Source organism: Acetobacter sp. DmW_136, from assembly GCF_008690365.1.
In the GTDB taxonomy this organism is placed as follows: Bacteria; Pseudomonadota; Alphaproteobacteria; order Acetobacterales; family Acetobacteraceae; genus Acetobacter; species Acetobacter oryzifermentans.
On the sequence record NZ_VHON01000035.1, the window covers coordinates 1 to 25,992 of the forward strand.

A 25,992-nucleotide genomic window follows, 5' to 3' on the forward strand; every position below is an offset into this window, starting at 1 on the left:
GTTTCCGCTGATAAACGAGGCGCCCATATGCGTGGTATTGCCCGTCATCGCGCCTGCAAAGACACCGCCCAGATCGACGAAACTCAGGGCATCCACATAGCCTGCGACAAGCCCGAGAATGAGAACCCGCCGGGCGGAAATCGAGACCGGGAGAAGGGAGGAGGGCATTATTGCGACCGGGAAGCGATTGACGGATAGAGCCTGCGGGCGACCCGCTCCATGGTCAGACCCTGCACGATGATGGTGAACACCACGACACCATAGCAAACAGGCAGTAGCAGGTCGCGCAGGTCTCCGGGTGGTAGGCCAAGCGCCAGAGAAACCGAGATGCCGCCACGCAGGCCGCCCCATGTCAGGATACCGAGAACACGGCCCCGTTCCCACTGCCGGAGATGAACCGGCAGGGTGGAGAACAGCACGCTCAATGCCCGCACGGCAATAGACAGCGGGATCACGGCAAGCGTCGCCAGAACTGTAAACAGATGTGGCCTGATCTCCAGTATTTCAAAGCCAATGAGCATGAACAGGAGCACGTTCAGCACTTCGTCAATCAGCGTCCATGCAATGTCGAGTTCCTTGCGGGATACTTCATCGAAAACGGAATGGCTGTAACTGGTTCCGAAACATAGTCCGGCCACGACGACGGCAATCGCTCCGGACATCCCCAGCTGATTGGCGATGCTGAAGGTTCCGGTCGCCAGAGCCAGCGAGGTCAGCAGATCGATATGCGGGTCACGCTGCGCCTTGAGCACACGAAGCGCGATCCACCCGGTTATCGCTCCAAGAAGACCACCACCGAGCGCTTCGCGGCAGAAGCTCATGGCAATCTCAGAAGCGCCCACCCCTTGACTGTCTCCAGTCGCCAGCCCGATCGTCACACCGAAAATGACGACGCCCACGCCGTCATTGAACAGGCTCTCACCCGCAAAAACGGCCTGTATCGGTCCTGGCAGGCCGAGACGTTTCAGCATCCCCACGACTGAAACCGGGTCTGTCGGAGCGAGAATGGCGCCAAGTACGATGCACCATGTAAAGGGAACGGCGTGCCCCAGAAAGGGGAAAACACACCACGCCGCGACCGCCAGAAAAGCCACGGCCAGAACGGTTCCCAGAATAGAGAGGGCTGTTACAGACATCAGCTTTGCGCGCAGATGTCCGACATTCACCTGCATGGCTCCCGCAAAAAGCAGCAGCGAAAGGGCACCGTTCAGAAGTGCCGCAGGCAAATTGATGGCACCGAGCACGGATCGTGGGAGAGCCTGAAGATCATAGGCCGGGATCAGCGGGTTCAGGATCATGACCAACAGCGAGGTCAGCAATGAGAAGACCAGAACGCCAATCGTGACAGGAACACGCAATGTGTGGTGGTTGAGAATGCTGAAGCCTGCCGAGAAGGTCAGGAGCAGGGCAAGAAGACTGATTGTATCCATGGCCTCATCGCTGGCCGCCCTGGCGCCTCACGTCAAGAAAAACCGGGAATAGTCTGTTATTCGAGAAACTTAACCGGGCATTGAATGGCAAAAATGAGGGCGGGAGCTGACTTTCTACCAAGAAAGTAAATTCACTCTGTTCGCTTCGAAGCCAGTTCATAAATCTCATTATCGGCTCTCCGGCCAACGGCAATTACATAGATGACGATCCGTTCGTCGATGACCTGATAAACAAGGCGGTAACCATCTTTCAGAAGCTTGATCTTATAAAACCCTGATAGGTCGCGATGCAGTTCGTTTCCTGGAGAGTGAGGGTTCCAGATCAGCTTTTCCAGCTTCTTTTCAAATTTCTTACGCACGCTGCCGTCAAGAGCATCCCACTCTCTGAGTGCTCTGTCGTCGAATTCAAGACAATACTCTTTCATTCGCGATGACGGTTCTTAAGCTCTGCAAAAGTCATACGATGCTTTTGGGCAGGGTTTTTTAGGCGTTCGCGCACAATCTCGATAAGCTCCGCATCCTCGTCTGTGACAAGCCTCCGCTTGACGGGAGAGCGACCCGTTTCAGCAATATACGCGAGCGTATCGCGCAGTGCGTCAGAAAGTGAAATGCCTTGAGCCGACAACTTCTTAACTGCGGCTGCCTTCAGCGTTTCATCTACCCGGAATGTAACAGCAGACATACAAAGCCTCCTTGCGTGTATGCACATATGTATCACAGTTGTTGGTACAAATGAAGCGAAAGATGGTCGATGCTGATGTCTGCATTCGAGAAACCTGATCGGTTGCGGAAACGGCAGAAAAGAGGGCGACTACAGCCTATCTGCTACCATTCACTGAGCAGACAGGTTGTTTAGCGGGAAAGCCAAACGTCTTTTAACTGCAGATAAGCAGTACGAAGCGCCAAACCGGCTCGCTACACTGTTGGAATAGTGCCGCCATCCAGAACGTAATCCACGCCAACGATATATCCGCTGCGGTCAGATGCCAAAAACGCAACAAGTTCTGCCACCTCATCAGGACGGCCCGGGCGACCAACAGGGATCCCGCCAATCATGTCCATGACGTACTGACGTGCAGCATCCTCGGATATATGCCTGTTTTGCTGGATTTCCGTGATCATCCCATGCGCACCAGACGTCTCGATAAAACCCGGCGACACCATGTTTACCCTTACGCCGCCTGCTGCAACCGTCCTCGAAAGGCCCTTACTGTAAGTTCGTAGTGCGCCTTTTGCAGAAGCATAGGCCAGTGTCGACTGTGATGGCGGCATGATATGGGCGATTGAGCCTATGTGAATGACCACGCCGTGCTTTCTTTCGAGCATCCCCGGAATGAAGGCACGGTCAAGACGGACTGGCGCCATCAGATTGATATCAAGTACCTGCTGCCAGAACGCATCTGTCAGTGTCTCGAAGCCGCCGGGAGGCGTAGCCGTGGCTCCAAGATTATTGATGAGAATATCAAGTCCGCCCCATTTGTTCTCAATTTCCTTCACAACCGCATCAACGCCCGCGGTTGTCCCGAGATCAGCCGCGACAAACATGAGATCGGCATCCCGGGAGGCCGAGGGCGCGCGCGCCGTTGTTGCAACCTGTGCACCTGATGCGGCAAACCGATGGGCAATCGCCGCGCCAATTCCCTTCGTGCCGCCTGTGACCAGCACTCGCTTCTTATCGAACTCGTTTTTCATCTTGCGTGATAACTCCGGATTACGTCTGAAGGAGAGAAGAAAGACGATGCGATGTCGCGCTGGTGACAGCGGTTACTGTCTGCAGTAATCAGATCCTGCAGACATTTTCTCAACCGCGTCTCTGCGGAAGCAGGATGGGGAATGATCGTTGACGATGCCAACCGCCTGCATCCAGGCATAGACGATGGTCGGGCCAACGAACTTGAATCCCCGCTTTTTCAATGTTTTCGAGATAGTCTGGGATAACTCAGTTTCCGTATCGGACCCTGTTCCTTCCAATGGTCTGCCGTCTGTGAACGACCAGCAGAAGGCGGAGAGATCGTCCCCGGCCTCCTGCATCTCATTGAAAATCTGTGCGCCAAGGATGGTCGCCTCGATTTTGGCACGTGCGCGGATAATACCGGCATTTCCCATCAGTCGTTCGACATCTTTTGCGGTGAAGGCGGCCACTTTTCGGGGATCGAAGTCCACAAAGGCATCCCGGAACGCCGCACGTTTTCGCAGCACGATCTCCCAGGAGAGTCCTGCCTGAAAGCCTTCGAGCATCAGCATTTCCCAGAGCCTGCGCGGATCACGCTCTGGCACGCCCCATTCGGTATCATGGTAATCCTGCATCAGGGGGCTCGAACTGGCCCAGGCACAACGACATTTATGATCCATTAAGCGTCTCTTGTATGGAATTACAGGTCAACGATGCGGGTATCGGCGATGGTCCCGGCAAAACCGTTCCCGAACAGGCCGGCAGGCGTCTGGAAGCCGGGGCGGACTTCTCCCCCAAGCACGCGGCGCGCGGCTTCGACTGCGGCCAGAGGCGTGAAGGTGTAGCCGTTCACCGTATCAAGAACCGAACGGACTGTGATGCCATTCGCTCCCGTTACCTCGGCCGCTGCCTGATAGCGGTGTGCTTTCCGTTCCTGCGCATCGGGGCCATCGGGAAGAAGTGCGAGGTCGCCGCCCGGAAAAGCATTGCCCGAGATATGCACGAATGTCTCGATATCCGGAATATGGGTTGCCCGTCCGATCGTGATGAGATCTGGAAGTGTCACCGGAAAACATGACACCGCACCATGGCCGAAATCAAAAGGCCTCTGATCAGGTGCCGGACATGCGACAAGATGGCCCTCTTTGCAGATCAGCGTCTCCGGCGTTACATTTTCCGCAGCAGTGATTGCCGAGCCACGTGACATGGTGCCGGAGACATTCAGCGCAATGGCGATTTTTTGGGGGGCCTGCACGCGTTCCGCCGTATGTCCGGCGAGGCATCCCAGCATGGCAACACTGCCGCCGCTGCCCGGAAGCAGTATGACGCCTGCGGCACCGGCAATCGTATCCAGTTGCGCGGCAAGGCGGTAGCTGTCCAGTTCCGCCGCGATATCAAGGTAATGAACCCCACAGCGAATAGCACTCCGCATCAGTGGCTCAGCCGTGCGTCGATAAGGGCCTGCACAGTTCAGCAGCACCGTCACATCTGACAGGGTCAGATCGATGGCGGTGTTCTGTTCGAGACTGAACACACGATAATCCGCCCCAAGCCGGGTCGCGAGTTCCTCAAGCCCGTCTGCCCTGCGACCGGCGAGAATGATGGAAAGACCGACTGCTTTCGCATGCTCGGCAACCATGCGGCCGGTATAACCATAAGCCCCATAGATCATCAGTATCCGCGAGGGATTTTCAGTGGAAATCATACACAGAACCTCAGCGGCCATGCTGCCAGCTCTTGTAGACGAATTCGAGGCTGTAGCCGTCCGGATCGCGGACCTGGGCGGCATAGTATCGCGGGTCATAATGAAGCTGCGGCCCCGGGGGGTGGAGGCCGGTTGCGCCGGCCGCCAGAGCAGCCTCAAAGGCCGCTTCCACTATGGCGGCAGATTCCGCGACAAAGCCGACATGGACCGCCCCGGCTGCTGCCGCTCCCTGTCGCAGCCAGAAGAACATGCGGCCCCCGGCACCGAAACCCTTGAGATCCGGATAGTCAACTGGCGCATTCTTTCCGTCATAATCGAGGCGGTTTGTGATTCCGAGGTGTGGAAGCACGGCTTGGTAAAAGGCGATCGATCGGTTGATATCGCTCACTGTCAGAAAGATATGATCGAGCATGGGAAATCCTCAAAGATTATAACAGCCAGACACTTCGATGGTCTGGCATTTCGGTTGCCGCCAATACCCATGCCAATACTCGTCGGAGCTTATCGCCCGACCTGGAGAAACAAGAGATAATGTCGACAGCAGATGATCGCTCTCACGATTCTCTCTGAAACCTGCCTGTTTCTGCTTTTCCGTTGCTCGGGGAAAAGGGCTGTGAAACAACGCCGGGTATGGAAACGCAGCTTCAGGAACTCAGGCATCTGGCCGCACGGGCAGAAAACCGTCGGACGGAGACAGGCATTCCGCGGGTTGCCATGGTGCAGGGTGAAATCCCCGAGCATCAACTTACGGCCGTCTATGAACCCATGATCAACGTGATCCTGACGGGTTCGAAAACCATGACAGTGGGCAGCCGAACCCTTCGCTATGATCCGGCAACCTATTTTGTGATGTCGGTCGATCTGCCTGCTGTCGGCGCCTTGCATCCGTCGGAAAAGGGCCAGCCCTACTTGGCGGTGAGCCTGACGCTGACGCCCGCCATTATCGCCAGTCTGCTGGCAGATCTGCCTGAACCTGCCGGGAGCGATCCCTCCAGTCCCGGCTTTTCGGTCGCACCTGTTACCCCGGAGCTACTGGATGCATGGGTTCGTCTGCTACGGCTGATAGAACACCCGGATGAAATTGCCGCCCTTGCGCCAGTCTACGAACGCGAGATCCTGTTCCGCGTCCTTCAGGGACCGCTCGGCTGGATGCTGCGTGACATCACCACACCTGACACCGCCCTTTCGCGGGTTGCCAATACAGTCCACTGGATCCGGGAAAATTTCGCCAGGCCGCTACGTGTCAGCGACCTGGCAGAGATGGCAGCACTCAGCATCTCCACCTTTCATCGCCACTTCAAGGCTGTGACCGCACTGAGCCCGCTTCAGTATCAGAAGCGTGTAAGGCTGCTCCATGCCCGATCGCTCCTGATCGCGGGCGAAGGCAATATAACGTTCGCTGCCTTCCATGTTGGATATGAAAGTCCCACTCAGTTCAGCCGAGACTATGCACGACAGTTTGGCCTCCCTCCCTCCAGAGACGTTGTGCGACTACGGCGGATAACTTCAGGCAGGGATTAATTGCTGTTCACGATGATTATGGAAAGGCAAAAGCAGGCGAGGTCCGCTTTTGGAAAAGCCGTAGTCCTTCCTTAGGGCGTAAATGAGGCGACTGCTGCCTGTCTGCTCCTGTATCATTGAGCAGACAGGCCGATCAGGGGGCGAACTGTCTGTCTGTTATTGGCGTAGCATGACCGAAAGTGGCCGCTCACAGCGTTCAAGTTCTTGACGTTTACCAGCCAGCATACACCGTTCGGCAAGCGGCTGCAGGCACAATTTTCGGACTTTGGAGCCTGGCACCATGATGCGACGTGGATAGCTCGATGCGGCGTTTTTCAGGAAAAATTAACGCCTGGAATACCAAGGACCGTCAGCCTATAGGAAAGCTGGCGAGCCGTCATGCCTAGTTGCCGCGCCGTTCGAGTTTTGTTGCCACTATTACGCTTAAGAGCTGCTACCAGTTCCTCCTTCGTGTGAGACGCGGCCGAGAGGTAAGGCCGGTTTTGCAGGGCTGTGGAATGGATCTCCGCTGATCGGTTGAAAGTCCGGTCTTTGAGCAGACCGTGCAGATCGCTGGATGTCAGGGTCGTTTTCTGCGCCAGCAAAACCACCGTTTCAATGGCGTTCCTAAGCTGCCTGACATTTCCTGGCCAGTTGTGACGGGCAAGCAGCGACATGGCCGAAGCGGACAGGCTAATGTTGCGTTCGTATTTCTGGTTGAACTGGCTCAGAAAATGGTTGCTCAGCACGGGAATGTCCTCCGTGCGTTCCTGCAGGGTCGGCAGGTGAAGGGGAATGACGCTCAGCCTGTAAAAAAGATCGTAGCGGAAGCGCCCGGCCTCGATCAGTTTTTTCAAATCCGTGCTGGTTGCGCTGACAATGCGCAGATTGACTTTTTTTGGGTTGGCGGCTCCCAGCCGGGGGATGGTACCCTGCTCCAGCATGTGCAGAAGCAGGGCCTGCACGGAAAGGGGAAGTTCACCGACTTCATCCAGGAACAGCGTTCCGCCATCGGCCTGTTCGATCTGCCCGACATGCCTGCTGCGGGCGGTAGGGAACGCCCCGCGCTCGTAGCCAAAAAATTCCTGCTCGAAGGACCGTTCAAGAACTGCCGCGCAGTTTATCCGAACAAACGGGCTGCCATTGCGTGAGCTGGCCATATGCAGCGCACGGGCGAACAGTTCCTTGCCGGTCCCGGGCTGACCTTCGAGCATGACGGGGGACGATGACGTGGCAACACCTTCAAGATCTGCCAGCACCCTGAGCAATGGGCGGGATGTGCCAATAATGCCGTAGCGGCTGGACGCCTTTTCCAGAGCCTGTTCAAGCAGGGCGTTGTGCTCATGCAGGACGCGTTTTTCTTCCTCGACCCGTTCATGCAGCGCCATAAGCTGCCCGATAAGGGTTGAGAGAATCTGCAACATCGTTATGTCGTCGGAAAGGTTCCGGCTTCTGTGTCGCAGTCTGTGGCATGCGATCAGCCCGACCTCGTTGCGGGGGAGCTGGATCGGCATGGCTATAAAGGCCACCTTGCCTTCTGGCAGGTGTTCGCGCTTGACCGCCCGACCCAGAAACAGCGGTTCCTCGTCGATATCTTGAATGATGATGAGATGCTTGTTTTTCAGGGCGGTGCCGGTAATGCCTTCGCCTTCAAGGTATACGCCGCGTGCAATTTCCTGCGCGGTCAGGCCGTAAGCGTGCCGAATGCGATAGGTCGGGCTGTCAAGATCGCGCCAGAGAATACGGGCGCGATTGAGACCGAGCAGTTCGGACAGCAGATGCACGATTTCGCGGCAGATGGACCCCGTGTCCAGTTTGCGGCCGACCAGAGTAATGACACTGCGCAGAAGCAGCATTTCCTGCGACCGCCAGAACTCGGCGGAAAAATTGTCGTCGCTGTCGGGCCTGGCCATTGTTCTCCTGTTCAAAAAACCGGTGGAAAGGGCGCTTTACTCAGTATAAAGCGCGATCACCTACGGGAGCAACGCTATCGTGTTATGGGGTATTTGCCCACTTAAAAAACTAGGCTCATGGTCTGCATGAACATCAGGCTTGATTTCAGCCCGGCATCCTGCGCCGAATGCGATGTCGCAAGGCCCGCCACGTCGCTGGTCCAGGTCCAGTGCGGTGCAAAATTCCAGCTGGCCTGAAACTGCGGCTCCGCCCCGATATACCCGCCCTGGAGGTTGCCCCGGGGCGTATAAACACGGCCAATGCCGTAAATTGCATCTTGTGTGCTGTCACGCCAGAAGAACGGTGCATGCAGGCGCATTGCCACTTTCGGTGCGGGACTGAAGGAAATCAGTGGGCCTACGCCAACCAGGTTCTGGCTGTTCAGGGTCAGTGTTACGTCGTTGTAGTAAGGAAGCGGAAAATACGGCGTGCCGAATGTGCCGACAGCGCCAGTTGTCTTGTTGTAATTCCCGCCGGAAAAAATATCGGCCTGCACACCGATGGAAGGTGCGCCCCTGACACCGGCAAACGTGTAGACAGCGCTGCCATTGACGGCAAAAGCCCTGACAGGTCTGGCCTGTCCGTTATTGGCGGGGCGGAAGGAACCGCCTTGAAAGATCCCGTCGAGACTGACGGTCATCGGCCCCAGCTTGCCCCATAGCCTGCCGCCAATCCCGTCGCGCCGTGTGCTGCCAGCCTGAAGGCCGCCGACTTTGGCCGTGGCGATGGACGCCGTGGCACCCCCGTAGAGATACCCCATGAAAAAAGCATCCAGGTAAAGCTGGCTGGGCTGCCCCAGGAAGGAGAATTTGGGCAGCGCTGTGGAGGTATAGGCGCCATAAAGTCGGCCGGAATAGTTGGTGCCATCGGAGAAAATACCCACCGGCGCCTTGTTGGTCTGAAAGAAATCAAACACGTCGATCCGAAAGCGTTTCCACATGGCATACCCGCGGAAACCGTCCCAGGTCTGCTGCACATTGGGAATATCTCTGGCAGACTGCATGACGACGGGCGCGTCCAGAAAAAGCTGCCGCCCGCCCATAGCCCCCACGGTCGCGTTCAGAAGGTGGCCTTTTACTTCCACAAAGCCTTGCTGAAGGTCCAGGCGTTCGCGTTGCAGACCGGTATTGTAGCCATAGGTGTTTGACCCCCCGGCCTCGGCATTGATCAGTTCGGCGTAGACACGGACATGCTGGCCCAGATGCAGGTCCGCACCATACTGGTTGCGGATCATGACGCGGCTGGCGTTGGTGACCCCCGCATGCCCCATGGCCGGGTTGGTTTCAAAAATATACCGCAGGCGTTCTTCGCCGCTCAGGGTCAGCCATATGGAGCCGCTATCGTTCAGGCGAATGTATTTCAGTCGGTCGAACCAGTCATGCCGCTTGGCAGCCGTGTTGCCATCGGCCAGAAAGCTCCAGTCCTCGGCCCATCGGGCCTGGCCGTAGGGGCCGACAGTCCCAAAGCCCGAGGCCGCACCGTTGGCGCCACCGAACACGCCGTACCATTTGGGCTGGGCGGGTGCGGCCTGCGGTTTGGCGGGTAGCGCTGCGTGCAGGCCTGTAATGGGCCGTGCCGTGCTGGAACTGACCGTATGAAGGCGCGCCGTATCCGGTGCGGGTGGGGTTTTCCGGGTGGTTTCGGGCAATGTCTCGGCAAGAGCCGTGCCGCCTAGGCCGACGCTGAGCAGGGTGACCGTCATGAACCGGTTTCGCAGGCACAGGGCGGCCGGTCGGCCTAGTGGGCTTGTGTGGGAAGAAAGCATGAACCGTTCCTTTTCATTACAATATCGCAACAAAAAAACGCCATGCCGGTGCTGGCTCTGTCTCTAATTTTATGGGCGGGGGGAAAGAGGTTGCAGGGTCAGTGCAACCTCTGTTTCAGGACTTCAGAACGCTTTGTAAGGCAGGAACTTGCCAGACAGGGTTACACGAACACGGTCACCGGCCGGGTTGGGCTCGCGTTCGATGTTCATGTTAAAATCGATGGCGCTCATGATCCCGTCCCCGAATTCCTCATGGATCAGTTCCTTGATGGTCGGGCCGTAAACGCTGACAATTTCATACCAGCGGTAAAGCAGGGGGTCGGCTGGCGCATTGCCGCTCAGTGAGCCTTTGCTGGGGGGCACTTGCAGCCATGCAAGGGCGGATGCATCCAGATCGAACAGTGCTACGACCTTGGCGGCCGTTTCAGCATTGAACGTCATCTGTCCCAGACACGCGGCGGTCGTCCATTCCTTGCTATGGCCGATGTAGTCAGCAACACTTTTCCATGAAAGCCCCTTGGCGACCCGTGTCGTGACAATGGCTTCGGTAACGTCATTGCGGTTTTTGAAAACTGTCATGTCGTGGTGTCCTTGTGTCATGCGGTTGCGGCTTTCTGGGCCAGGGCGGAGCGCCGGACCAGAAAATCGACCAGGTGGTTGCGAAAGGTGTAAAACCCGTCTTCATGGTGCATGGTTTCGCGTGTTCTGCTGCGTGGCAGAGGGTTGGAGGCATCCTCCGCCAGTCGCGCGTCAGGACCGTTGCTCATGAGCAGAACGCGATCCGCCAGAAAAATCGCTTCATCCACGTCATGCGTGATCATGAAGACGGTCTGCTGTGTCTGTGCGCAGATTTTCAGAAGTTCTTCCTGAATCATGCCACGTGTCAGGGCGTCCAGCGCGCCAAAGGGTTCGTCCATCAGCAGTACCCGCGGCTGCGTGCAAAACGCCCGCGCAATGCCGACCCGCTGGCGCATGCCGCCTGACAGTTCTGCGGGTTTCTTGTGCATGGCCGCTTCAAGCCCAACCATGGCCAGATAATGCTCGGCTTTTTCGCGTATTTCATGGCGGGGCATGTGCCTGTGGCGGGCCCGCACCGCAAAGGTCACGTTCTGCAGGGCGGTAAGCCAGGGCAGCAGCGCATGGCCCTGAAACACCACGCCCCGGTCAAGACCCGGTCCGGTAATTTCACGCCCGTCCATGATCACGCCGCCTTCGCTTGGTTGTTCAAGCCCGGCCAGAATGTTCAGGATCGAGCTTTTGCCGCAGCCTGAATGCCCGATAAGGCCGACAAACTCACCGGGCCGGATGTTGAAGGACACACCGGAAAAAACAGGTGGGCCGTCGGGGCGGTAGCGTTTGCCAATGCCCGACACCTGGACAAGTGCTTCAGCCCCGTGCGGTGCGGTAAATGTTGGAGAAAGTGCGGGATTATTCTGCATAACGCACACTCCGTTGAACGAACGCCAGTGCCGCGTCCAGCGCCATGCCCGCCAGTCCGATCAGCAATACGGCAAGAATGACGTTGGAGAGGGAAAGATTATTCCATTGGTTCCACACGAAATAACCGATCCCCGAACTCCCCACGAGCATTTCGGCAGCCACGATAGCCAGCCACGCTACACCAAGTCCGATACGCATGCCGGTCAGAATTGTAGGGGCTGCTGCGGGAAGCAATACGAAAAAGATACGCTGAGGCCAGCGGACTTCCAGCGTGCGGATAACATTCAGCCACTCGCGGCGAATGCTTGCTACCCCGAATGCGGTGTTGAGCAGTATCGGCCAGAGCGAGCAGATAAAGATGACGAAAATGGCGCAGAGTTCCGCATCGCGGATCGTGTAGAGTGCGATGGGCATCCACGCGAGGGGGGAAATGGGCCGCAGAATCTGCACGAAAGGGTTGAGTGCTTTCTGGATAACGGGTTGCAGACCGAAGACAAAGCCCAGTGGCACGGCAACCAGCGTGGCAAGCCCATACCCGATCATGACCCTCAGGAGCGATGCGCCCAGTTGCCAGCCTATGCCCCGGTCATTCGGGCCATTGTTGTGAAAGGGCGCGTGCAGCACCTCGATTGCGTTGCGCACGAATGCGCCCGGGGTGGGAAAGTCGCTCCTGACCGTGCTGGCTACGGCGCTGCGCCCCATCAGGCGCTGGTATTCGGCGTTGCCGTCAGGAATGCCGTACGGCGAGCGGGAGGCCTGCGGCAGGGTGCTGAACTGCCATATCAGGAGAACACCCAGCAGGCTCGCGAACGACAGGAAAAAGGACAGGCGGTTTTCCTGAGAAAGCATTGCGGCTATCCTTTGCTGTAAGAAGGGGGATGGAAGGCGTCGAAACGCTGCCCCATGACCGTCAGGACGGGCCAGTTGTTCTGCCCGTCTTCCGGCGCGGGCAGGGCGAGGGCCGCGGCCTGTTTCCTGACCTCGTCGATCATGAAAATCCGCTGCGCCGTCTCCTGCAGGGGAATGTTCTCTTTCAGGTAGCCCCAGCGCGAAAACTGCGAGAGAATCCACACCGCCATGGACGGATACGGGTAGGGGGAAAAGCCAGAGCGCCTGGGGTTGTCCCGGACCACGCCCAGGCCATCGGCATAATGCCCGGTCAGGCTTTGCTCGATGACGATCTCCGGCTGGTTGAGATATGCTGCCTGCGCCATGATATGGGCGGCTTCCAGCCGGTTGGAGGGCTCCTGCATGAAATATGCAGCACGGATCATTGCGCGCTGCAGCGCGCGATACGTGTTGGGGTATTTTTCCGCAAAACTGGCAGTCGTGCCAAAGGCGCAGCACGGGTGGCCGTCCCACAGATCCGCGCTGAGCACGTGCAGAAAGCCAGCCTCTTCGTAGACTGCGCGCTGGTTGAAGGGTTCCGGCCCCAGAAACCCGTCGATATTCCCGGCCTTGAGGTTGGCGACCATATCGGGTGGGGCCGTAACGCGGAGCGACACATCCTTGTCAGGGTCGAGCCCGTGCAGCGCAAGGTAGTTGCGCAACAGCAGATTGTGCATGGAAAACTGGAAAGGTATGGCAAATGTCATGCCTTTCCAGTCACGCGGGTCACGTTTGTGCCAGTGTTTCAAAGCCAGCGTAATGGCCTGGCCGTTGATGTTCTGCATGGTCGCAACGCGGATGGGTTGGGCCGCATTGCCGCCAAGCCCCAGGGACAGCGCCAGCGGCATGGGCGAAAGCAGGTGGGACGCATCCAGCGATCCGTCAAGCAGCTTGTCACGGATCAATGCCCAGCCAGCCGTTTTACGAAGCTGAACGTTCAGCCCTTCGCTCTGGAAAAAACCTTTGGCTGTCGCCATGATCAGCGGTGCAGAGCAGCTTATGGGCACGAACCCGATATTGAGGTCCGGTTTTTCCACCACGCCAGATGGCGCGGTATCAGCCATTGCCGCATGGGGGGCAAACAGGCCCGCTAGCCCTGCCAGTGCTGCAGAACCCGTTGCCGCGCCGAGAAAATGCCGCCTGCTAATGGCAGGAACACTCGCCTGGGCAGACATGGCCCCTGTAGGCAGTCCATTCTCATGCCCGGTCGTGAAAATGACTGGATACGTGCTGCCGCACTGACAGGCCAGAGCCGGACCATGGTCGCAGGGTGCGGCACGGAATGCGTACGGTCTGCGAGAGAACGGAAAAAGCGTCATGAAATCAAACCTCCAGCCTGGCGGTTATGGTCGAGCCACGACGTTGTTGCATGACAAGGCGGCCTTGAGCGTTCTCCACCGTTTCCCACGGCAAATCGGAACAGGGACGCCCCGAGAGTTCGAATGCGGCAACCTTGCTTTTGAGCCTGATTTTGGGGGGCTGATGCCGATATCCCGAATGTGGCAGGCCAAGAATTTCGTGTGCGATGGTGTCCGCCTGCGCGGCAAGCGGAGCAATATAGCGGCAGGGCACGCCCTCCACGCTGATACAGTCCCCCATGGCGTAAATGTCCGGGCCGGACGTCTGCAGCGTGGAAGGGTTGACCACAATCCCGCAATCGGTGTTCAGCCCGGCAGCACGGGGCAGCCTGAGGTCGGTTTCAAGCCCAATGGCGGCAATGACAATATCAGCCTGTATACCACCCGGCCCGACGGGGGATGCGATGTCGAGCCCGATCCCGCTGTCCTGTCGTTGCACCCCGCGTACCGAGGCATTGGCAAGCAGCGTAATGCCGGCCTGGCGCAGGTGTTCGGCGGTTATGCGCGCGGCAGCTTCGGGCAACAGGGTCTGTAGCGGAAAATCATCGCGGTAGAGCAGTGTCACCTCATGCCCGGCATGGGCCGCGTCTTCGGCTAGTTCGCAGCCGACAAGCCCTGCGCCAACCACCGTAATCCGTTTTTTATCCTGTCCGATCCGCTGGCGGAGCTGCTGCCACGCGCGCAGGTTATTGATCCGCCAGACAAGGCTGGAGGGCAGCCCCGGCAACAGTGCGGGGCGTGCGCCATACGCCAGAACAAGGGATTTGTAGCGCAGCGTGCCTTGCGTGGTGCGCAGTCGTTTTGCCGTGGGGTCTATGCCTGACACATATGTCTGCGCAAACAGACTGATCCCCAGTTCACGCGCTGCGGCTTCGCCCTTTTTGCTGCGGATATGCTCATCCGTCAGGTCGCGCGACAATGCAACCGAAAGCAGGGGCTTGGGGTATATGTCTCCCTCGCACGCGCTCACTATGGCGATATTTGCCGTGGGTGCCAACGTACGCAGCCTTTCGGCCATGCTCCACCCGGCACTGCCCGCACCCACGATCACGGTGTCCCAGACCATGGACGAGGAGCGTGTGCCTTGCGTAACCGACGCCGCAGGCACCGCAGGGCGGGAGACCGGGGTGTAAGGTTCGAAATCCGCCTTGGCCACGCCGCAAAGGGGGCAGGACCAGTCATCGGGAATATCGTCAAAACGCGTGCCGGGGGGGAGACCGGAATCCGGGTCCCCCAGTTCCTCGTCATAAATCCAGCCGCAGACGATACAGATGTATTTCTGGAACGAACTGGCAGCTTCAGGCAGGGGGAAGGTCATGCCGGGAGCTCCTCTGTCATCAGCCGGGCGATCTCCAGCCGCAGGTGCTTGATGGCAGGCGTGACAATGGCCACGAACTGCGCCTCGCGCACCCGGCGTTGGGGGGCTGCGGCACTCAGGTAGCCTCTGGCTCCCTGGTGCAGCAGTGCGGACTGCGATGCCCGTAACGCCAGTTCCGACCCCAGAACGCGCAGGTCCAGAACATCCAGAAGGTAGTCTTTGTCTGTTCTGTGCGGCGTTTGTGCAAGGTGGAGCGCGCGTTGCACAAACGCATCCAGTTCCTGCTGCATTGTGTCGGGGCGGTCTTCCAGAAAGCGGTTGACGTGGCCGAGCTGCGGTTCGGCCTCCCGCATGGAGTCAATGCAGCCCTGGACGATGCCCGCCGCCATGCCGCCCTGGAGCAGAATGAACGGGGCCTTGATTGTAGTGACAAGCTCCTGGGCGGGAAAAGCGATGACATCACTTGTGGGCACGAAGTGATTATCCAGCCGTATGCCCCAGGTGCTCGTACCCTCCATGCCCGAAAAATGCGGGCATCGGTGTAGGACCGATGCGTCTTCAAAACGCAGGAGAAACAGGACTTCCTGCCCCGGCTGGCCGTCCTTGCGGGCCATCGCGCCACAGTATTGGCCTTCGGCAATATGACTGACCCAGGGCAGGTTGCCACTGACTAGAAAGCCTCCATCGGCTTCTACTGCCGTCAGGGCCATGCGTTCTATGCCGGCCAGAGCCTTCATGGGGTTTGAAAGTGCTGTGCCGCCAAAGGTCTGGCCCGTGGCGTGGCGAGCCAGAAGGTCTTTGCTCAAGCTCGCATCCGGTGCCGCCTGAAGATACAGGCCGCAGACCATGTGGCACCACATGAGAAAACCGGTGGCGCCACATTCCCGGCTGACACTGGCCATCGCGCGTAGAGCCAGGCCGAAATTCTCGCCATGGGTTTGCAGGTGGGCGGCCAAGGCGCCGCTTTCCCCCAGCAGCCGCATGATTTCAAGCGGGTAGTGGCCTTTCTGGTCGATATCCACGACAATTTTTGCCAGCGGGCCGCGAGCTATGTCGTCCACCCTTGCAAGAAGGGTCTTATCGTCCGTAAGGCGCGATGAAACGGCCATATTGCTGAGCATGTGTCCGTCAGCTCCTGATTGCGTGGGTGACAAAGCGAGGCCGCCTTAGTCGACAAGACCGATTGTCATGGGAATGGGGTTGCGCATGCTATTCGCAACCGGCGAAAAGTAGTTGGCATGCTGGACGATTTCATCCAGTTCTTCACGGGAGGCATCGCCTTCTACCACGACTTTTACACGGATTTTCTGAAAGCCCATCTGCTCGGGCTTGCGGTCCGCACCACCGGCACCCCATGCCGCCGTGTTGCTAATATCGCCTTCAATCCAGAGTTCGAGCTTGCTCAGCTTGACGTTGCGATAGGTCGCAACCGCCGTAATGCCCACGGCAAGACAGCCGCCAAGGGCCGACAGCACGATCTCGCCCGGGGCGGGGGCCGTGTTCTGGCCGAAAAGGTGCAGGGGTTCATCCACGACGACCGGCGCGTGATCGCCCACATAGCTGAGTGTGCGGTACTGGCCCTCGCACACGGTATGCACCTTGTTGGTGCCGTAGCCATCCGGATTGGAACAACCTTTGTTGCCGAATTCAAGTAGCCCGTCGCGGTCAATCGGGCGCAGGTAGGATGTTACGGTTTCTGTCTTGTTCATTTGTCAGGACGTCCCTTTAAGTGGTCTGCCGGCTCATGGCCTGATCAGATTATTCTCTCTCCCAAACAAACCCACACTTTTTTATAAAAAATAGACAATGCATTGTTTTGTTTGGAAAAAATTTCAGCCTTGCGGGATATAGAGTTCGCCAATTGTCAACTTTGTCAGCTTTGTCGGGTTACATTTGTGGCGGCAGGGTGTGGAGATAACAGGAGCAAGATATGGTGTGTGAGAGAGGGCATTTTGCATCACCGCTAGTCAATTAACATTTAATTTTGTAGAATAATATAATTCACAATAAAATAAAATTAAAAATAGCAAATGTGAAGATAAACAATCATTAAAAATAGTGTAATTAGCGATATGATAATTGTTTGAATTTATAAAATCATTTTGTAGTAAATATTTTTTGGAAAATTTTTTAATTCTGGTCATGTGGGGAGAGATAGTATCCCGATGACGCAGCCGCTCTAATCTGCCGCAATACTCAGTTCTGACACGCAGCGGCAAGAAGCGTGCCCGACCGTGTACGGGTCTCGCCATAAAACCTGAAGGATCAGGTGTCGCGTCAGGTAACGGCCGAGGTTGCGATCCAGCCGAACAGTCCATTTGGCGCTGACCATTTGCCAGCGTTCCACGGAGTTTGGGTTTTCAGTGTGGGTGATGGGAGGCGTATGCCTTATTCCATGACACGTTTTCCAGAAGGACTGCTTGTATGCAGTGAAGCGGAGAATGCGCTCATATGAGGAGAAACGGCATCAGTTCATAGTGAAATGACGGACGGTCCGCTTCAGGGCATGACACATGGAAATTTGTATGTCTGAGAAGAGGGCGACTGCTGCCTGTCCGCTCTGCTTCTGCTATGCCGACAGGCAGATTGCTGCAGGAATTGTCCATAACGCTTCGCCGTCAATCTCAATCAGCAGCTGTGTTCCGCTGGACAGAATGCGCATACCGATCCCCCCACTTCTTGAGCGCCTGAATAACTGGCTTCAGCGTCTTTCCCAGCTCGGTCAGGGCGTAGTCCACATGCGGTGGCACCTCGGGAAAAACGGTGCGTGATACCAGTCCGTCTGCCTCGAGTTCGCGCAACTGATTGGTCAGCATCCGCTGCGTGACGTTGGGAAGGCGACGGCGCAGTTCGCCGAACCGCAGCACTCCGTCCTCGAACAGGTGATACAGGATCAACGCCTTCCACTTCCCGCCAAACAGTTCCAGCGTGGCTTCCACCGTGCAACCGGGGCTACAGGCCAGCGTGGTGTGACGAATGCGGGGCATGGTATCATTCCTGACACTAGTGGCGGTTTATGTGCGTTCTTGCGCACACCGCAGGCTGGGTCAATGTTTACATGCGGGCCGGACAGATGGCCTGCATTTATAAACAGGGTTGATCATGTCTTCATCTTCTTTATTCGAACCTGTGCGACTGGGCGACCTGTCGCTGGAAAACCGGATCTTCCTGCCACCACTGACACGCTGCCGCAGCACCCAACCGGGCGATATTCCCAACGCGCTGATGGCCGAGTATTACGCGCAGCGCACGCAGGCGGGTTTCCTGATTACCGAAGGTACGCAGATCGAACCCCGCGGGCAGGGCTATGCCTGGACGCCAGGCATCTATTCACCCGAGCAGGTCGCGGGCTGGAAGCTGGTCACCGATGCGGTACACGCAAAGCGGCGGCCCATCTTTGCACAATTGTGGCATGTGGGCCGCGTGTCCCACCGGGCATTGCAGCCCGGTCATGAGGCACCGATCGCTCCGTCCGCGGTCGCGGCAACAGGCGTAAACGTGTTCATCCCCACGGGGCCGGGTACAGGAAAGCTGGTACCCCCTGATGTGCCACGCGCGCTGACCATTCCCGAAATCCAGGAACTGGTGGAGATGTATGCACAGGCGGCGCGCAACGCGCTGTCCGCAGGCTTCGATGGGGTAGAGATCCACGCAGCCAATGGCTACCTGATCAACCAGTTTATCTCCGAACGGGCCAATTTCCGCATCGATGCCTATGGCGGCAGCCTGTCCAACCGCCTGCGCTTCCTGCGCGAGGTGGTAGAGGCCGTTTCCGCCGTCGTCACCCCCGACAGACTGGGCGTGCGGTTTTCCCCGCTGTTCGGCACGACGACGGAAGAGCGCGTCTATCTCGGCCTGCTGGAGGACAATCCAGCTGAAACCTACACGGCAGCCGTGCGCGTACTGGCGGAGGCGGGCATCGCCTACGTCTCGCTGGCCGAAGCCGACTGGGACAATGCGCCGGAAATGCCGGATGCCTTCCGCGCCAGCGTGCGCGACATCTTCGGCGGCCGCATCCTGTGCGCGGGCCGTTACGACCTGCACAAGGCACAGCATGTGATGGGCCATGGATGGGCGGACATGATCGGCTTTGGCCGGAAATTCATCGCCAATCCGGACCTGCCCGCGCGGCTGGAACATAACTGGCCGCTCAATCCGCTGGACCCGGCGACGATGTACGGCGGCAGCGCGCATGGCTACACCGACTACCTTTTCCATAATCAATAAACAGGGAAACGGACCAATGAGTTTTTACCAGACCCTCAACCCGACAACGGAAACCGTGGAACGCACGTTTGAACTGCATACTGCCGCGCAGATGAAGGCGATTATCGATCGCGCGGACCATGTGTGGAAGACCGACTGGAAGAAGCGCGACATCGCAGCCCGCAAGGTCATCATGTCAAAGGCTGCCAACCTGCTTCGCCGTGACCGCATGACACATGCACGCCTGATCGCGACCGAAATGGGTAAGGCGCTGCCTGACGCGCTGGAAGAAATCGACATCACGGCCGACATCCTCTCCTACTATGCCGAGGGCGCGGAGAAATTTCTCGCTCCCACGCCCCTGAAGGTCAAGGAAGGCCATGCAAAGATCATCAACCAGCCGCTTGGCGTAATCTACTGCATCGAGCCTTGGAACTTCCCCTATTACCAGCTTGCCCGCGTGGCGGGGCCGAACCTGATGGCAGGCAATGTGGTCATCGCCAAGCACGCGCCCAACGTGCCGCAATGTGCGCTGGCCTTTGAAAAGCTGTTCCACGAGGCGGGCGCGCCTGCTGGTGTCTATACCAACATCTTCCTCGACAACGATCAGTCCGCCGAACTGATCAAGGATTTCCGCATCCGTGGCGTCGCCCTGACGGGCAGCGAACGCGCGGGCCAGACGGTCGCGGCCGAAGCGGGTGCGGCGCTGAAGAAGGACACGATGGAACTTGGCGGTAGCGACGCGTTCATCGTGCTGGATGACGCGGATCTTGAACTTGCCGTGAAGTGGGCGACATGGGGCCGGTTTGCCAATAATGGGCAGGTCTGCACGGCGGCCAAACGGATGATCGTGCATGAGAAGGTCTACGACGCCTTCCTCGCAGGTCTGAAAACCGCGATCACGCAGTTCCGTATTGGCGATCCACTGGCTGAGGGTACGACCCATGGCCCGATGAGCAGCAAGAAGGCGCTCGAGACCGCACTCGCGCAGACCGATGAAGCGGTCAAGGCAGGGGCAACGCTGGTGGCTGGTGGCAAGCGGATGGAGCGCAAGGGTTTCTTTATGGAGCCGACTATCCTGACCAACGTGTCAAAGGACAATCCGGTCTTCTATCAGGAGATTTTCGGTCCCGTTGCCGTCGTGCATAAGATCGCATCGGAACACGAAGCCATCGAACTGGCCAATGATTCTCCTTATGGCCTCGGCGGGGCCGTGTTCTCGCGTGACCTTGGCCGGGCGGAACGGGTGGCCGAAGCGGTCGAGACCGGCATGATGTTCATCAACACGGCCACGGCTGCGGCCCCTGAACTGCCGTTTGGCGGGATCAAGAACTCTGGCTTTGGCCGCGAACTGTCCTTCCTCGGCATTGAGGAGTTTATCAACCGTAAGCTGATCCGCGTTGCCTGAAGATTAGGCGAACGCTGCTTTCTGTCCCGGATAAAATCCTGTCCGGGGCAGAGGTGTGCTACTCATCAAGTTAAATGCCACCTGCGGCTCAAGTGATACGAAGAAATGGTATATGCCTGCTTTGGCAACCGCACGATTAGTCATCGAATGACCGGAACTAGGCGTAAACAGAACATCCGGTATCGAAAGGAAAATAGAGAAACCGGACATTGTAAAAAAGCAGAGGCACGAAGACATTCTAAATGTGAATGTCAGAAACAATCCTTAACGATCTGAATGAGGTGAAGCGGCGAATTCGATAAAGTCCCGCAGATATTGAATCTCATCGTCAGTTTCGCGGTGACCAAGAAATATCTGTTTCGCAATGCCTTTTTTACCAAGTTTTACAGGGTAAAGTTCAAAGCGGGAGGCATACTCTTCCACCAGCCAGCGTGGAAGTGCTGCAACGCCTCTTCCATGGGCCACCATCACCAGCATGATGTCCGTCGTCTCGATCTGCTTTTGCTGCCGTGGACCAATCCCGGCTGGTTGCAGAAACTGCGTGTAAATATCAAGCCGTTCTGACGGAACGGGATAGGTAATCAATGTTTCATCTGCAAGCTGCTCCGGCAACACGAACTTTTCTTCACGTAAAGGATGTTCGGGACCAACAGCCAGTACGAGTTCATAATCAAAAACCGGTGTGAACGTCAGGCCGGGTTTGTAAAGCGGATCAGGTGTGACCAGAATATCAACTTCATTACTGAACAGCGCGCCGATCCCACCAAACTGGAACTTCTGTCGTACATCCACATCAACCTTCGGCCATCTATCCAAATAGGGAGCGACCACCTTTAGGAGCCACTGATAGCAGGGGTGGCATTCCATGCCGATGCGTAGTGTACCACGCTCTCCATTTGCGAATTGTTCAAGACGGTTTTCTGCAAGTTCAAACTGCGGAAGCAGACGGTTCGCCAGTGATAACAGCCATTTCCCTGCCTGGGTGAGCACGAGTGACCGTCCCTCCCGCCGCCATATCTTTACGTCGAGCTGCTGCTCGATCTTGCGGATAGAATGGCTGAGCGCTGGCTGGGTCAGATTCAGCCGCATCCCGGCGGCCGTCAACGAGCCCTCGCGCGTGACTTCCCGAATGATTGTCAGATGACTGCGCTCCAGAATACCCATGTCTCGTCCGATAAATGCACAAAATTCATATAATGATAAAAATGTATCATTTCAGTTCATTTTTATAAACTCTTATCGTGATGCTTCTGCGCGATCCATTCGGATAGTTTCCATAGTTTCGACTGACAACTATCGCTTTCTTCGTTCTGGATTTAAATACGGCCTCAATCTCCTGCCTGAAGCCTTCAGGAAAAAAGTGGGCGTTGCACCTCTTTCCGACTGCCATGACTGACACACTAAAAAGCAGGCTGTCGGAAGAGCGCACCGACGTGGTTGTCTCTACGCCTCTTCCACCACCGAAATCCCAATCCAGCGGTCTCTCAGACCGAGAGTTCTTTGCGAACAATTTCCACGCCTGCGCCTAAGGCATTGAGTTTGCCTCGGGCCACTTCACGCGACAAAGGAGCCATACCGCAGTTGGTGCAGGGATAAAGCTTGTCGGCATCGACAAACTGAAGTGCCTTTCGCAAGATGTCAGCGACCTTCTCGGGCGTCTCAATGGTATTGGTTGCCACATCAATAGCGCCGACCATGACTTTTTTTCCACGAATGAGTTCAATCAGATCCATCGGAACGCGGGAGTTCTGACACTCCAGTGAAATCAGATCGATATTGGATTTCTGAAGTCTGGGAAAGATCTCTTCATATTGTCTCCATTCCTGACCAAGAGTATTTTTCCAGTCAATATTGGCTTTGATGCCATAGCCGTAGCAGATATGGACTGCGGTTTCGCATTTCAGTCCTTCAATAGCTTTTTCTAATGTTGCGATACCCCAGTCGTTCACCTCATCAAAGAAAACATTGAAGGCGGGTTCATCAAACTGGATGATATCGACGCCTACCGCCTCCAGCTCTTTGGCTTCCTGATTGAGGATTTTGGCGAAGTCCCAGGCCAGTTTCTCGCGACTTTTATAGTGGCCGTCATAAAGTGTATCGATCATGGTCATAGGGCCAGGCAGCGCCCACTTGATGGGCTTCTTCGTCAGTGTGCGTAAAAACTTCGCATCCTCGACAAAGACCGGCTTCTCACGCGTCACGGTGCCTACGACTGACGGCACACTTGCATCGTAGCGGTTGCGAATTTTAACCATCTGACGGTTTTCGAAGTCGACACCACTGAGATGCTCAATAAACGTCGTGACGAAATGCTGACGTGTCTGCTCACCATCGCTGACGATATCAATTCCGGCACGATCCTGATCGTCCAGGGTCAGACTTAGCGCATCCTGTTTACCCTTGATCAGTTCCTCACCCTGCAATTTCCAGGGTGACCAGAGCGTCTCGGGTTTGGCAAGCCATGAAGGTTTGGGCAGGCTGCCGGCCGTTGAGGTAGGGAGCAGTGTTTTCATAAGAGATGGCCTTGTGTTTCTGATTGATCAAACGGCGTAACTGGCAGACCACTGCTCAAGAACATCGTGATACGGCTTGATGAAATTCTCTTCCGTATATTTCCCCTGTGCGGTCGCCAGCTGGCTGCGCTCCTCGCGATCGTAGACAATTCGGGTATTTGAATAGTCCTGATTCTTCAGGCTCGGCTGATAACAATCGGCAGCAGCAGAATTGGCATTGTAAATTTCAGGACGGTAAACTTTCTGGAAAGACTCCATCGTGCTGATGGTGCTGATAAGCTCAAGAGCGGAGTAATCAGACAGCAGATCGCCGGAGAAATAGAACGCCAATGGTGCCATGCTATTGGGTGGCATAAAATAGCGAACCTGCATTCCCATTTTTTCAAAATAGTAATCCGTCAGGGAAAATTCGCGCTGCTGATATTCAATACCCAATACAGGATGCTGATTTTCTGTTCGATGATAGATCCGATTGGTTGAGACACTAAGGCATATGACAGGGGGCTTCCTGAAATTATTTTTGTAAGCCGTGGAATTCACAACGCTCTTAAAAAGATTTCCATGCAAGTTCCCGTAATTATCAGGAACGCTAAATTCTGGCTTATCTTTGTTATATTTCGGTAGCAACACGCTGAAGTCATAGTCCCGCACATACGAGGAAAAACTGTTCCCTGCGAGACCATCTATGCGCTTGTTGGCTTTTTTATCGACAATCGTCGTGTTCAGAACTTCGATCAGCGGAAAGCTGTCGCTTTTGCCAGAAAAATCGATATCCATGTCGACGGAAATGATTTCAAGCTCGACGGAATAGCGATCCCTATTGGGGTTATCCCAATGGGCCAGATCATTGAAACGATTGTCAATCATCAGCAGGACATTACGCAGGTTTTCCTGACGGCTTTCCCCTCTCGCCAGATTGGCGAAATTGGTCGTGAGGCGTGTCTTATCGGATGGATGATAGTTCTCATCAAAGCGAAGTCGATTGATACTGAATGTAAAGTCCTTAATCATTATGGCTCTGCATCCCTTTTACCACGAAAAACCAGAATTTGATTTATGGGGATTCAAGATGGCCCCAAATTTCGTTTCCAGTTCTCTCAGGTCGTGGTCATCATCATGTGTGCTGGTAAGCGCGGTGTCTGCTTTATGCCCGAATGATACAGTGAACAAAAATGATTTTATTTCATAAAAACATAAATATCGTTCATGGGTTGATGGAAGCAAAGCCTTACCCGGAGGAGATAAAGCCAGAGACATTATCAACGGGGCGCTTGTTTTCCGGCGTGTTGGCGAGTCAGACGGATGTTCTACATGCGAAAAACTGATATCTGCCTTCTGCCCCATCCATGATGTTCCAGCTTGCACGCTGGATGCGTTTGGCGGCATGTTACAGAGGCAAACGCTTCAATGGTCCCGCGCAAGCGGGTTAATAGGGAACTCCGTCACGCACTGGTCAGACGACCGTCCAGGCGCAAAGTCGGAGGCTGCTCCCGCAACTGTAGGCGGTATGCCGCTGGTTCGTTCGCCCTGAACGTGGACCACTGTTCCCATAGGGGGCGGGAAGGTTGGAACCAGTTGGCCATGATCCGTGAGCCAGGAGACCTGCCATTGCTCAGCCCCACCAACCGTCGGGCGGGATGACCGAAGGGAGGAGAGAATATATGCCTGTCTGCCTCATGCCTCGGTCGTTCCTGATGAATCAGGCGACGGCTCTTTTCAGGCCAGAGTTTTTTACCCCATCATTTGTGGCCGATATACGAATGACGCTTTTGTGCTGCAGACAGCATTGATCCGTTAGAAACTTGAGATTCAGTCACCGGACAATGACCCATTCTGTCCGGTATTGGTAACGGGTACACTTGCTCAGAGAAACTGTGAGAGACGGCACAATGCTCCATGTCGGGGTGTTGCTTCGTTTCGCTTTGTGCTGAGCCAGTTGAAATGCCGAGGCAATGGAAAACGAGCTTCACCAAATTTCAGACCATTCAATGTGCGCGGCACAGATCGATTTAAGACGAGTCAGAACCAATCCGGACTTCTGGTATCCTGTCGCCTGGTCCCGTGAATTGGGACGGGAAAAGGCAATCGATGTCCGGTTTGCAGGACGGCATATCGTCGTCGTGCGTCCCAAAAGCGGTGTGCCTTACGCTCTGGATGGCCTGTGCGCCCATCGGCAGGTTCTGCTCGCCAAAGGAGAGGTCCATGGTGATCTTCTAAGCTGTATCGCTCATGGTTTGAAATATAACCGAGACGGACAATGTGTTTCGCCCAATGTTTCTGCCGAAGCGCAATGTCTGCGTCTCAGGACCTGGGCCTGCCGGGAAAAAGATGGGCTCATTTTTGTTTTTATGGAGGATCAGTCTCTTGCGGACAAAACCCCATTCCCTGACTTTCCAAGGGTGAGAGACAGACGTTACCGCACGCGGCGCTTCGGCCAGGTGGTGAACTGTCATTACAGTTTCATGCATGAAAACCTGATGGATATGAATCACCAGGTTCTGCATAGCCGACTTGTCGGCAAAATGAAGCCACGGTTTCTGGGAATGGATCACGGAGATGATTTTGTTGAGGCCCGTTACACGTTTGCACGAACGGGCGGCAAGCAGCCTTTGAGTGAGGCGCTGATTTACGGCCAGAGACGCCGTGATGGTCGGGATTTTGCCTATCGGGACGTCATGACCATCAGGACACAATATTGAATTGCCCCGGGTTTTGTGGAGACATCAATACCCGTGAGGTAAGAAGAATTCATGAGCAACAAATCGAAGCGTTTTCCACCTGAGTTTCGTGAACGTGCAGCCCGCATGGTTCTGGAGGAAGAGAAGAACCATCCATC

The 25,992-nt window shown here is 56.2% G+C and carries 24 protein-coding genes, 1 pseudogene and 1 riboswitch; of the genes and pseudogenes, 4 read left to right on the forward strand and 21 right to left on the reverse strand.

Annotated features, from left to right (window positions below; all coding sequences use genetic code 11):
* From FKW31_RS16570 to FKW31_RS11580, 8 genes are all read right to left on the reverse strand, one after another.
* Positions 1–168: DUF1275 family protein (locus FKW31_RS16570; protein WP_150178607.1), on the reverse strand; the 168-nt coding region annotated here is incomplete at its 3' end.
* Entirely contained in the window at positions 168–1,430 is a 1,263-nt protein-coding gene (locus FKW31_RS11550; RefSeq protein ID WP_019092457.1) for a sodium:proton antiporter, read from the reverse strand. The genes FKW31_RS16570 and FKW31_RS11550, both read right to left, overlap by 1 nt.
* A gap of 131 nt (positions 1,431–1,561) precedes the next feature.
* A complete protein-coding gene (locus tag FKW31_RS11555) occupies positions 1,562–1,855 on the reverse strand; it encodes a type II toxin-antitoxin system RelE/ParE family toxin (protein ID WP_003618711.1) in 294 nt (97 codons plus the stop codon).
* The gene (locus FKW31_RS11560) at positions 1,852–2,112 is read right to left on the reverse strand and encodes a type II toxin-antitoxin system RelB/DinJ family antitoxin (protein ID WP_003618686.1); all 261 of its coding nucleotides are present in this window, start codon (positions 2,110–2,112) and stop codon (positions 1,852–1,854) included. The genes FKW31_RS11555 and FKW31_RS11560 overlap by 4 nt, the downstream gene beginning before the upstream one ends.
* Positions 2,113–2,345: 233 nt before the next feature.
* Complete coding sequence (locus FKW31_RS11565) at positions 2,346–3,122, reverse strand: SDR family oxidoreductase (protein WP_019092456.1); 777 nt, start codon at positions 3,120–3,122, stop codon at positions 2,346–2,348.
* A 72-nt stretch (positions 3,123–3,194) separates the two neighbouring features.
* Positions 3,195–3,737, reverse strand: coding sequence for a DNA-3-methyladenine glycosylase I (locus FKW31_RS11570; protein WP_238332816.1), 543 nt, complete (start codon positions 3,735–3,737; stop codon positions 3,195–3,197).
* A gap of 65 nt (positions 3,738–3,802) precedes the next feature.
* On the reverse strand, positions 3,803–4,828 hold the full coding sequence (locus tag FKW31_RS11575; RefSeq protein ID WP_087636568.1) for a trans-acting enoyl reductase family protein: 1,026 nt from the start codon (positions 4,826–4,828) through the stop codon (positions 3,803–3,805).
* Positions 4,818–5,219 (reverse strand): VOC family protein, encoded by a 402-nt coding sequence (locus FKW31_RS11580; RefSeq protein ID WP_019092361.1) that lies wholly within the window; start codon positions 5,217–5,219, stop codon positions 4,818–4,820. The genes FKW31_RS11575 and FKW31_RS11580 overlap by 11 nt, the downstream gene beginning before the upstream one ends.
* A gap of 218 nt (positions 5,220–5,437) precedes the next feature.
* Between FKW31_RS11580 and FKW31_RS11585 the strand changes: the two genes are divergently transcribed.
* A complete protein-coding gene (locus FKW31_RS11585; protein WP_019092362.1) occupies positions 5,438–6,328 on the forward strand; it encodes an AraC family transcriptional regulator in 891 nt (296 codons plus the stop codon).
* Positions 6,329–6,642: 314 nt separating this feature from the next.
* Here the strand turns inward: FKW31_RS11585 and FKW31_RS11590 are convergent, their stop codons facing one another.
* The 10 genes from FKW31_RS11590 to FKW31_RS11635 form a co-directional block, all read right to left on the reverse strand.
* A complete protein-coding gene (locus FKW31_RS11590; protein ID WP_087636569.1) occupies positions 6,643–8,220 on the reverse strand; it encodes a sigma 54-interacting transcriptional regulator in 1,578 nt (525 codons plus the stop codon).
* A 101-nt stretch (positions 8,221–8,321) separates the two neighbouring features.
* Positions 8,322–10,025: an alginate export family protein gene (locus tag FKW31_RS11595; RefSeq protein ID WP_238332817.1), complete on the reverse strand. Its 1,704-nt coding sequence runs from the start codon at positions 10,023–10,025 to the stop codon at positions 8,322–8,324.
* Between the two features lie 123 nt (positions 10,026–10,148).
* A complete protein-coding gene (gene cynS / locus FKW31_RS11600; RefSeq protein WP_064776502.1) occupies positions 10,149–10,604 on the reverse strand; it encodes a cyanase in 456 nt (151 codons plus the stop codon).
* A gap of 17 nt (positions 10,605–10,621) precedes the next feature.
* Positions 10,622–11,464 (reverse strand): ABC transporter ATP-binding protein, encoded by an 843-nt coding sequence (locus tag FKW31_RS11605; RefSeq protein ID WP_087636570.1) that lies wholly within the window; start codon positions 11,462–11,464, stop codon positions 10,622–10,624.
* Entirely contained in the window at positions 11,454–12,314 is an 861-nt protein-coding gene (gene ntrB / locus FKW31_RS11610; protein ID WP_087636571.1) for a nitrate ABC transporter permease, read from the reverse strand. The genes FKW31_RS11605 and ntrB overlap by 11 nt, the downstream gene beginning before the upstream one ends.
* 5 nt (positions 12,315–12,319) lie before the next feature.
* Complete coding sequence (locus tag FKW31_RS11615) at positions 12,320–13,528, reverse strand: CmpA/NrtA family ABC transporter substrate-binding protein (RefSeq protein ID WP_081273967.1); 1,209 nt, start codon at positions 13,526–13,528, stop codon at positions 12,320–12,322.
* A gap of 148 nt (positions 13,529–13,676) precedes the next feature.
* Positions 13,677–15,029 carry a rubredoxin gene (gene rd / locus FKW31_RS11620; RefSeq protein WP_150178608.1) on the reverse strand — a complete coding sequence of 451 codons (1,353 nt, stop codon included), beginning with the start codon at positions 15,027–15,029 and terminating at the stop codon, positions 13,677–13,679.
* A complete protein-coding gene (locus tag FKW31_RS11625; RefSeq protein WP_238332818.1) occupies positions 15,026–16,150 on the reverse strand; it encodes an acyl-CoA dehydrogenase family protein in 1,125 nt (374 codons plus the stop codon). Before FKW31_RS11625 ends, rd begins: the two co-directional genes overlap by 4 nt.
* Before the next feature lie 45 nt (positions 16,151–16,195).
* On the reverse strand, positions 16,196–16,738 hold the full coding sequence (locus tag FKW31_RS11630) for an OsmC family protein (protein ID WP_087636573.1): 543 nt from the start codon (positions 16,736–16,738) through the stop codon (positions 16,196–16,198).
* A 915-nt stretch (positions 16,739–17,653) separates the two neighbouring features.
* Positions 17,654–18,016: a helix-turn-helix domain-containing protein gene (locus FKW31_RS11635; protein WP_010510588.1), complete on the reverse strand. Its 363-nt coding sequence runs from the start codon at positions 18,014–18,016 to the stop codon at positions 17,654–17,656.
* Between the two features lie 115 nt (positions 18,017–18,131).
* On the opposite strand from FKW31_RS11635, the gene FKW31_RS11640 reads away from it, so the two are divergent.
* Positions 18,132–19,256: an alkene reductase gene (locus FKW31_RS11640; RefSeq protein WP_150178609.1), complete on the forward strand. Its 1,125-nt coding sequence runs from the start codon at positions 18,132–18,134 to the stop codon at positions 19,254–19,256.
* A 16-nt stretch (positions 19,257–19,272) separates the two neighbouring features.
* The gene (locus tag FKW31_RS11645; RefSeq protein ID WP_019089617.1) at positions 19,273–20,643 is read left to right on the forward strand and encodes an NAD-dependent succinate-semialdehyde dehydrogenase; all 1,371 of its coding nucleotides are present in this window, start codon (positions 19,273–19,275) and stop codon (positions 20,641–20,643) included.
* A gap of 264 nt (positions 20,644–20,907) precedes the next feature.
* On the opposite strand, the gene FKW31_RS11650 is transcribed toward FKW31_RS11645, so the two are convergent.
* The 3 genes from FKW31_RS11650 to FKW31_RS11660 all read right to left on the reverse strand — a co-directional run bounded on the left by FKW31_RS11650 (position 20,908) and on the right by FKW31_RS11660 (position 24,167).
* Positions 20,908–21,807 (reverse strand): LysR family transcriptional regulator, encoded by a 900-nt coding sequence (locus FKW31_RS11650; protein ID WP_070323489.1) that lies wholly within the window; start codon positions 21,805–21,807, stop codon positions 20,908–20,910.
* A gap of 320 nt (positions 21,808–22,127) precedes the next feature.
* On the reverse strand, positions 22,128–23,156 hold the full coding sequence (locus FKW31_RS11655) for a methionine synthase (protein WP_070323490.1): 1,029 nt from the start codon (positions 23,154–23,156) through the stop codon (positions 22,128–22,130).
* 27 nt (positions 23,157–23,183) lie between these two features.
* Positions 23,184–24,167: a DUF1852 domain-containing protein gene (locus tag FKW31_RS11660; RefSeq protein ID WP_070323491.1), complete on the reverse strand. Its 984-nt coding sequence runs from the start codon at positions 24,165–24,167 to the stop codon at positions 23,184–23,186.
* Positions 24,168–24,547: 380 nt separating this feature from the next.
* Positions 24,548–24,781: riboswitch (cobalamin riboswitch) on the forward strand.
* 327 nt (positions 24,782–25,108) lie between these two features.
* Here FKW31_RS11660 and FKW31_RS11665 point away from each other — a divergent pair.
* Positions 25,109–25,852: pseudogene (locus FKW31_RS11665) on the forward strand (Rieske 2Fe-2S domain-containing protein); the annotation flags it as partial.
* Between the last annotated feature and the right edge of the window lie 140 nt (positions 25,853–25,992).

Coding starts and splice junctions, on each gene's coding strand:
- FKW31_RS11550 (WP_019092457.1), bottom strand. CDS start 1,430: ATGGATACAATCAGTCTTCTTGCCCTGCTCCTGACCTTCTCGGCAGGC.
- FKW31_RS11555 (WP_003618711.1), bottom strand. CDS start 1,855: ATGAAAGAGTATTGTCTTGAATTCGACGACAGAGCACTCAGAGAGTGG.
- FKW31_RS11560 (WP_003618686.1), bottom strand. CDS start 2,112: ATGTCTGCTGTTACATTCCGGGTAGATGAAACGCTGAAGGCAGCCGCA.
- FKW31_RS11565 (WP_019092456.1), bottom strand. CDS start 3,122: ATGAAAAACGAGTTCGATAAGAAGCGAGTGCTGGTCACAGGCGGCACG.
- FKW31_RS11570 (WP_238332816.1), bottom strand. CDS start 3,737: ATGCAGGATTACCATGATACCGAATGGGGCGTGCCAGAGCGTGATCCG.
- FKW31_RS11575 (WP_087636568.1), bottom strand. CDS start 4,828: ATGGCCGCTGAGGTTCTGTGTATGATTTCCACTGAAAATCCCTCGCGG.
- FKW31_RS11580 (WP_019092361.1), bottom strand. CDS start 5,219: ATGCTCGATCATATCTTTCTGACAGTGAGCGATATCAACCGATCGATC.
- FKW31_RS11585 (WP_019092362.1), top strand. CDS start 5,438: ATGGAAACGCAGCTTCAGGAACTCAGGCATCTGGCCGCACGGGCAGAA.
- FKW31_RS11590 (WP_087636569.1), bottom strand. CDS start 8,220: ATGGCCAGGCCCGACAGCGACGACAATTTTTCCGCCGAGTTCTGGCGG.
- FKW31_RS11595 (WP_238332817.1), bottom strand. CDS start 10,025: ATGCTTTCTTCCCACACAAGCCCACTAGGCCGACCGGCCGCCCTGTGC.
- cynS (WP_064776502.1), bottom strand. CDS start 10,604: ATGACAGTTTTCAAAAACCGCAATGACGTTACCGAAGCCATTGTCACG.
- FKW31_RS11605 (WP_087636570.1), bottom strand. CDS start 11,464: ATGCAGAATAATCCCGCACTTTCTCCAACATTTACCGCACCGCACGGG.
- ntrB (WP_087636571.1), bottom strand. CDS start 12,314: ATGCTTTCTCAGGAAAACCGCCTGTCCTTTTTCCTGTCGTTCGCGAGC.
- FKW31_RS11615 (WP_081273967.1), bottom strand. CDS start 13,528: ATGTCTGCCCAGGCGAGTGTTCCTGCCATTAGCAGGCGGCATTTTCTC.
- rd (WP_150178608.1), bottom strand. CDS start 15,029: ATGACCTTCCCCCTGCCTGAAGCTGCCAGTTCGTTCCAGAAATACATC.
- FKW31_RS11625 (WP_238332818.1), bottom strand. CDS start 16,150: ATGCTCAGCAATATGGCCGTTTCATCGCGCCTTACGGACGATAAGACC.
- FKW31_RS11630 (WP_087636573.1), bottom strand. CDS start 16,738: ATGAACAAGACAGAAACCGTAACATCCTACCTGCGCCCGATTGACCGC.
- FKW31_RS11635 (WP_010510588.1), bottom strand. CDS start 18,016: ATGCCCCGCATTCGTCACACCACGCTGGCCTGTAGCCCCGGTTGCACG.
- FKW31_RS11640 (WP_150178609.1), top strand. CDS start 18,132: ATGTCTTCATCTTCTTTATTCGAACCTGTGCGACTGGGCGACCTGTCG.
- FKW31_RS11645 (WP_019089617.1), top strand. CDS start 19,273: ATGAGTTTTTACCAGACCCTCAACCCGACAACGGAAACCGTGGAACGC.
- FKW31_RS11650 (WP_070323489.1), bottom strand. CDS start 21,807: ATGGGTATTCTGGAGCGCAGTCATCTGACAATCATTCGGGAAGTCACG.
- FKW31_RS11655 (WP_070323490.1), bottom strand. CDS start 23,156: ATGAAAACACTGCTCCCTACCTCAACGGCCGGCAGCCTGCCCAAACCT.
- FKW31_RS11660 (WP_070323491.1), bottom strand. CDS start 24,167: ATGATTAAGGACTTTACATTCAGTATCAATCGACTTCGCTTTGATGAG.